Source organism: Kutzneria sp. NPDC052558, from assembly GCF_044547355.1.
GTDB lineage: Bacteria > Actinomycetota > Actinomycetes > Mycobacteriales > Pseudonocardiaceae > Kutzneria.
Genome location: NZ_JBIUAG010000072.1, coordinates 1 through 6,667, shown reverse-complemented (window position 1 = coordinate 6,667; position 6,667 = coordinate 1). Strand labels below are relative to the sequence as shown.

Genomic DNA, 6,667 nt, shown 5'->3' with positions numbered 1-6,667 from the left:
TGGTTCGGCCGCGGCGGTGAACAGCGTGAGCAGGTCGGCGGTTTCGTGGGCTGGCAGCGTGAACAGCCGGGTGTCGAGCAATTCCGGCGCGTCGCTGGCGCGGACGGATCCGTTCTCCTCGACCTCGACGGTGCAGCCGGCCGGCCAGGTGCCCAGCAGCACCACCGCCCCGGAGCCGAGCACATCCTTCAGCGGCGCCTCGGTGCCCGGTTGTGGGGTGGCGATCACCGCGGTTCTGGTCTCGGTGCTGATGGCTCGGGCCGTGAGGGTCTCCAGCGCGGAGGTGAAGGAGGAGGTGATGGTCAGTCTCGGGTGCCGGAGGTCCGTTGATGTGCCGAGCAGGCGGGCGAGGTCGGTGTCGGTAGTGACCACGTGGGTGTCGGGTTCGGCCAGCAGGTGCACGAGCAGGGCCCGGCCGACAGCCTCTGTTCCCGGCCCGCGGATTCCAAGCCCGTGTGTGGCGGCGATGGTGAGGGCGACCTCGTGGCCAGGACGGAGTTGTTGCTGGGCTTCGGGAGTTGGCGGGGCGGCGGGTTGAAAGGCGCTGTCGTGGGCTATCCGCAGCGCTCGGACGACAGGCGCGACGGGGCGTTGGAGGTCGGCGCGGCGGCCGCTGCCGATCCGGTACTGACGGCGTTGACGGGCGCGGACGGCGAGCATCGCGGCGGTCACGGCGGCCGCGACGCCGGCGCCGATGAAGACGCCGTTGGGCAGGCTGACGATCAGGTCCGGCCTCTGCTCTGGCACAGCGTGCGGGGTGCTCGATGTCGGAGTCGTCGGTGGCGTTGACGTGGCGGGCACGGTGATCGCGGGTGCCGAGGTCGTTGTTGGTGCGGGAGTTGCCGTGGTCGGGGTGACCGCTGGAGGTGCTGGCAGAGCCGGTGGTGAGGAAGGCGGTGACGTGGGAGCCGGTGGGGCGATGTCCGGGTCGAGGGCGAGGTGCCAGCCGGGCAGGAGCAGGTCGGGGGTGCGCCACGCGCGGCCGTCGGCCTGCGGGCGGTTGTGGTTGAGGTCCCATAGCCGGTGCCAGGCGTTCGGGTTGCCGTATTCGCGCTGGGCGATGGAGGAAGCGGTCTCCCCCGGCGCGACCACCACCTGTCGGGCGCCGGCGGGCAGGGGCGGTGGGAGGTGGGCGGCGTCGGGTGGGAGCAGGACCACCATGCCGGGCTGGAGTTGGTGGGAGTCGGGGATGCGGTCGTGGTTGAGGGCGTCGATCTCCACGTAGCGGCGGCCGTCGCCCAGGTGTGTGTCGGCCAGGCTCCAGTAAGTGTCGCCGAGCACGACCTGGTGCCGTGGGCAGTCCGGTCGCACCGCGTCGGGCACGGTGTAGTGGTCCGGGCGGGGCGCGGCGGGTTGGGGGTGCTGGTCGGCGGTGGCCACGACCGGCGGCCCGGCGGGGGTGGCGGTGGCGTTGGTGGCGGTGAACACCAGCAGCGCGGAGGCGACCAGCCCTGTGATCCACGTGCGCGGGGAACGGCCGGCCAGGTGTCGGGCCGCGGCGGTGCCGCCGGCGTGCAGGAGACGGGCGAGATCGCATAGGACCAGGACCGCGCCGAGGGCCCAGCCGCACCAGGCCAGGGTGTGAGCCAGCCACGGCATCAGGGAGCCGTCCAGGTAGGACCAGCGCAGCGCCTCCCACGCCTGCTCGGCGGAATCGGGCAGCGTGTGGGGTAGGAGGTGGTCGGGGGCGCCGCCGGTGGCGAGGTTGCCGGCCGGCACCCCGACCAGGAACGCCGTGAGGGCGAGCAGCGCGGTCAGGGCCCGGCCGGTCTCACGCACGGCGGCCGACCACCAGCACGGCGTTCTTGGTCGCGACCGCGTGATAAGTCGGGCCCAGCAACGTGAACAGGGCGGGGCGGTCGACGGTGACGACGACGGTGACGGTGGTGGGGTTGGTGATCGTGACGGTGCCGGTGGCGCCGGCCGCGGACAGGTAGGCGCGGGCGGCGGTCTGGGCGTCGACGGGGTCGATAGTGAGGGTGGGGCCGCGGGTGTTGATCGCGGTCTCGGCGGCGCGGGCGGCCTCAGAGGCCAGCGCGTCGGCGCGGGACTGGGCGTCGTTGAGGCCGTGCACGGTGGTCAACAAGGCCAGCATCACCACCGCGACCATCATGCCCAACGCCATGGTGACCGACACCGACCCTCGATCGTCGCGCAGCAGGCGGGTCAGGAGGCGGTTCATGTGCGGGTCCGGTAGGTGTCCAGGGCGCTGATCTGGTGCGCGTGCAGGGTTTTCTCGCCGGGCAGGCCCGGGACGTAGAGGTCGGCGAGGGTGATCAGGCAGGTCACCTCGACGCCGACCTGGGCAGGCTGGCCGACCGGCACCGCGAAGCCGGCGGTGTCCACGGTGACGGTCAGGGCGCGGCAGCGAAGGTTGTGTTCGTGCAGGATCTGCTGCGCGACAAGGGAAGCATCCGCTTGTGCGTGGGCGGTGTTGCGGGCGTGGGAGGCGGCGCGGGCGGCATCGAGCGCGGCGTGCAGCACCGCCGAGTCCGCGGAGGCGGTGGCGCCGTAGGCCCACAGCAGGCACGCGATCAGCGCGGCGATCGGCACATAGATCGCCATCTCGACCGTGACCGCGCCGGCCTCATCGGTGAGCAGCCGCCGCACCAGGGTGATCATGGGGTGGCCTCGGCGAAATCGAGCACTTCGCGCACGGCCCGAACGCGGCCGCGCACGGCCTCGCGCATCTCCGCCACCTCGGGCGGGGCCGGCAGGCGCAGGCGCCGCAGATCATGGTGGAGGGCGGCGAGTCGGCGGGGTGTGGTGAACCGGGCGACCAGCTCCTGCACGAGGGCGCTGGTGTCGGAAAACTCGTCCACCGCAACACAGATCGCGGTGTCCAGGCGCACGAGCTCGTAGCGGGTGCACAGCACGACGGCGTCCTCGGCCAGATCCGGGGCGACGCGGGACAGGAGGGTGCGGGCGGGCAGGGTGGCGTGCAGGCAGTCCAGCAGCTGCCAGGCGAGGGTGTGCACCTCGTGCCGCACGGGCTGATCCAGCCAGCACGACAGCAGCGGCTCGTCGAACACGGCCAGCGCCGCGAACACCTGATCCACGCGCTCTCGGCACTCGGCGGGCAGGGCGGTGAAGTCGCTGGGGCGGTAGAACCACTCCCCTGCGCCGCGATCGCGGCGGTGCCGGGTCCAGGCGGGCCGCGTGCAGTCCAGGCCCCAGCAGCGGTAGGTCGACAGCGCGGTCAGCCCGGCCAACGCCAGCACCAGCAGCGCGACCAGCACGCCGATCCAGGAGCCGGCCATGACGGCGATCGCGAGGCCGATCAACGCGAACGGCGCCGCCTCGGGCAGCACCGACTCCACAACAGCCTGGCGGTACAGGCGGGTGTGGTCGAGGCCGGGCCGCCACAGCATCGGCTCGGGCCCGCTGGTGAAGACTCCGGTGTCCAGCATCAGGAATCCTGTGGGGTGGTGGGGTGTTCGCGGACGCCGGCGACGGCATAGGTGATGTGCCACTGCCAGCCGGGGATCGGCACGACCATCACCACCTCGGCCGACACCGACACCCGCATCCGGGCCTCGGTGGTGCCGGCGGTCGACACCTGGGGGTTGCGGGCCAGGGCGGCGGCGCGGGCCAGGTAGGTGGTGGCGGCTTGGTGGGCGGCGGCGGGGGTGCCGCCCAGCACCCGCCCGGTGTCCAGGCCTTCCTGCGCGGCGGCCGAGCAGGTGTCCACCGCGGCCCACCACAACGCGATCTGCACGAGCCCGACCAGCGCGAGCATCGCGGGCGCCAGCCACAGCGCGGCCTCGACCGTCACCGACCCGCGCTCGTCGTGCAGCAGGGCGGTCATGGGGTTTGCCATTTGCTGATCAGGGACTGCACGAGTTGCATCAGGTGCGGGCCCAGCAGCACCGCGGCCAGCAGCAGCACGACCCCGATGATCACGGCGTACTCGACGGTCACCGCGCCGGTGTCCTCGGCCCACAGCCGTCGCAGCGCGGCCCGCGCCCGCCGGCACATCGTGTTGAGGTTCATGCGCCTTTCTCCTTGCTGTGCACCAGGAATTCACGGGGTGAGGACTTGGGTGGCGACGCCGCGCAACACGAGCAGCAGCATCCCGACCACCAGCAGCGCGACCGGCCACACGAGCCACTCCACGCGGGCGTTCGCGGTGGCGGTGGCGGTCTGGATCGCGGTGGCGCGCAGCGCGGTGGCCTTGTCGCGCAAGGCGCGGCTGATCGCGGCGCCCTCGGCGGCGGTGGCGATGATCTCGGCGAGGTCGGCGAGCTCGCGGACCTGGACCTGCTCGGACAGGGCAGTGAGCGCGTCGGCGGGGGTGTGGCCGAGGCGTTGCGCGCTGCGCAGCCGAGCCCGGACCAGGGTGGCGGCCCAGCCGTCGGCGACCGCGGTGGCCTCGGCGATGGCCTGGGCGGGGGCGCGGCCGGCGTCGCGTTCCTGCGCGGTCAGATCACACAACACGGCGATCGCCGCGGCGAACTCCACCCGCGCCGCCTTCGCCGCCCGCGCCACCAGGCTGGCCGGCAGCAGCCAGCCCAGGGCGGCGCCGGCGAGCCCAGCGAGTGGCAGCTGCGCCAGCGGCAGGACCCCGGCTCCGAGGACCGTGGCGGCGAGCAGGCCGATGCCGGCCGCGGTGAGGCGGCGGGTGGTGAAGGCCAGCGGGGTCTGCCGCAGCACCATCAAGTCCGCGGCCGGGATGCTCCACCACCGGCGGGACGACTTCGAGCACGTGGCGGTGAGCCGCTCCAGCCCGGACTGCCACCACCGGGACCGGTAGAGGGGTTGGTCGGGGTTGGCGGTGATCGCGTCGACGCGGGCGATCGTGACCGCCAACGACTCCCGCCGCGCCGGCACCACCGCACCCGCCACCAGGGCGAGGCCGGCGGCGACGCCGAGCGCGAGCAGCAACGGCACGGTGCTCATCACCGACCACCCGCCCGGTTGTCGACCAAGAACCTCGCCGAGCGGTCGGGCCGGGTCAGCAGGTAGGCCCAGGCGAACGCCGCAGCCCAGAGTGCGACAACCAGGGCGAGCCACAGCTGGCCGGACAGGCTGCTGTAGGAGTCGAGCAGCTGGGAACCGGCCATCAGGGCCAGGACAGTGACGGCGATGACGCCCATGATGATCACCATCTGGGTGCGGGGCCGCTGTCGTTCGGCCTCCAGCGCGAGCTGGGCCTGGACCTGCTGGCGCAGCGTCACCGCCCTCGCCTGCAACACCTCGACCAGGCCGGCGCCGCCGTCGCGGACACGCAGGATCAGGCTGGCCACGACCGCGTCGACTTCGACGTCGGCCAGGTCGTCGGCGAAACGGCGCAACGCCTGCTCGGTGCCCATCGAGCGGGTGCGGAACGCGAGGGTGGTGATGTGCTCGGCGAGCACGGCCGGGGCGGTGCGCGCCGAGCGGGCGATCGCGTCCTCGATCCCACCGGCCCCCGCCGTGAGCAGGCCGGCCAGCCGCTGGATCCACTCGGCCAACGCCTCCCGCCGCGCCACCACCACCCGAGCCCCGGCCGAGTGCAGGAGTTTGGGGCCGGCGTATGCGCCGGCGGCCGCGGCGATCCCGCCCACCGGCCAGCCCGTGACCAGCCACACCACGAGACCCACACCGACCGCGATCACCACCGGCTTGAGCCGGATTCTTTTGCTAGGCAAGACGATCTTGGGGATACGTAGGTCGAGCAGGCCCGCCATGACAACACACAGGCCGAGAGCGGCTCCGAGTCCGAACAGGACGGTGATCATCACGCACCCGCCCACGTGTCGAGGTTGAGGCCGTGCGGGCGCAGCAGCTCCTGCAGCCGCGGGCTGGGCGGGAACATCGGCCTCGCGCGGCCGGTGTCGGGGTCGGGGCCGTAGAGCTCGGTCGCGTCCGGGCGGCCGGCGTCGCCGACCGGGCCGACCTCCAGCACCTGGGAGACGAACCGCTCCCGCACCGGCCGACCACCCTCGACGCGGTCGCGGCGGCGGACGTGCACGATCAAGTCCAGGGCGGTCGCGGTCCACCGGTAGGCGGTGGCGACCGGCAGCGGCGGGACCGCGAGCTGGGCCATGTTCGCGATCCGGTCGAACACCGTGTGCGCGGTGTCGGCGTGCAGCGTGCACAACCCGCCCGCCCCCGTGCTCAACGCCCGCAGCAGGGTGGTGACCTCGCCGCCGCGGACCTCGCCGACGATCACCCGCCGCGGCGAATGCCGCAACGCCTGCACGAGGAGCTGCTCCAGGGTGATCGCGCCGACGCCCTCGGCGTTGGGCAGGCGGGCCTCCATCGAGGTCACCACCGGGTGCCGGGCCGGCCACGTGTGCAACCCGAGCTCCCGATCGTCCTCGATCGTCACGATGTGCTCCAGCGGCGCGATCTCGTGGCAGAGGGCGCGGAGCAGGGTGGTTTTGCCGGCGCCCCACTCGCCCGACACCACGATCCGCAACCCCGCCCGCACCGCCCCCGCCAAGAAGTCCGCCAGGCCGGGATCGAGGGTGCGGTGGCCGACGAGGGTGTCCAGGGTGGCGTTGACCAGGCGGTGCAGCCGGATCGCCGCGGTGGGGCGTTCGGTGACCTGCATGACCGCCGCCAACCGCGCCCCCAACGGCCCACCGGCCGGCAGCCGCAGGTTGCCGATCGGGGTGGCCGCGGAGAACTCGCGGCTGGTCGCGCCGAGCCGGGCGAACATGCCCTCCAGCAACGCCACCCA

At 73.2% G+C, this 6,667-nt stretch carries 9 protein-coding genes; all 9 read right to left on the bottom strand.

The window, feature by feature from the left end; genetic code table 11:
- Nucleotides 1-1,779 (bottom strand): LysM peptidoglycan-binding domain-containing protein (locus ACIG5F_RS49095; protein WP_396527260.1); only part of this gene is annotated, 1,779 nt, incomplete at its 3' end.
- Nucleotides 1,772-2,182, bottom strand: a complete 411-nt coding sequence (locus tag ACIG5F_RS49090; RefSeq protein ID WP_396527259.1) for a pilus assembly protein TadG-related protein — start codon at nucleotides 2,180-2,182, stop codon at nucleotides 1,772-1,774. The genes ACIG5F_RS49090 and ACIG5F_RS49095, both read right to left, overlap by 8 nt.
- Entirely contained in the window at nucleotides 2,179-2,622 is a 444-nt protein-coding gene (locus ACIG5F_RS49085) for a hypothetical protein (protein ID WP_396527258.1), read from the bottom strand. Before ACIG5F_RS49085 ends, ACIG5F_RS49090 begins: the two co-directional genes overlap by 4 nt.
- Entirely contained in the window at nucleotides 2,619-3,410 is a 792-nt protein-coding gene (locus ACIG5F_RS49080; RefSeq protein WP_396527257.1) for a hypothetical protein, read from the bottom strand. Before ACIG5F_RS49080 ends, ACIG5F_RS49085 begins: the two co-directional genes overlap by 4 nt.
- Nucleotides 3,410-3,808: a TadE/TadG family type IV pilus assembly protein gene (locus tag ACIG5F_RS49075; protein WP_396527256.1), complete on the bottom strand. Its 399-nt coding sequence runs from the start codon at nucleotides 3,806-3,808 to the stop codon at nucleotides 3,410-3,412. The genes ACIG5F_RS49080 and ACIG5F_RS49075 overlap by 1 nt, the downstream gene beginning before the upstream one ends.
- Nucleotides 3,805-3,993, bottom strand: a complete 189-nt coding sequence (locus ACIG5F_RS49070; protein ID WP_396527255.1) for a hypothetical protein — start codon at nucleotides 3,991-3,993, stop codon at nucleotides 3,805-3,807. Before ACIG5F_RS49070 ends, ACIG5F_RS49075 begins: the two co-directional genes overlap by 4 nt.
- A gap of 30 nt (nucleotides 3,994-4,023) precedes the next feature.
- The gene (locus tag ACIG5F_RS49065; RefSeq protein WP_396527254.1) at nucleotides 4,024-4,899 is read right to left on the bottom strand and encodes a pilus assembly protein TadB; all 876 of its coding nucleotides are present in this window, start codon (nucleotides 4,897-4,899) and stop codon (nucleotides 4,024-4,026) included.
- Entirely contained in the window at nucleotides 4,899-5,720 is an 822-nt protein-coding gene (locus tag ACIG5F_RS49060) for a type II secretion system F family protein (protein ID WP_396527253.1), read from the bottom strand. The genes ACIG5F_RS49065 and ACIG5F_RS49060 overlap by 1 nt, the downstream gene beginning before the upstream one ends.
- The coding region (locus tag ACIG5F_RS49055; protein ID WP_396527252.1) for a CpaF family protein at nucleotides 5,720-6,667 on the bottom strand (948 nt) is incomplete at its 5' end. The genes ACIG5F_RS49060 and ACIG5F_RS49055, both read right to left, overlap by 1 nt.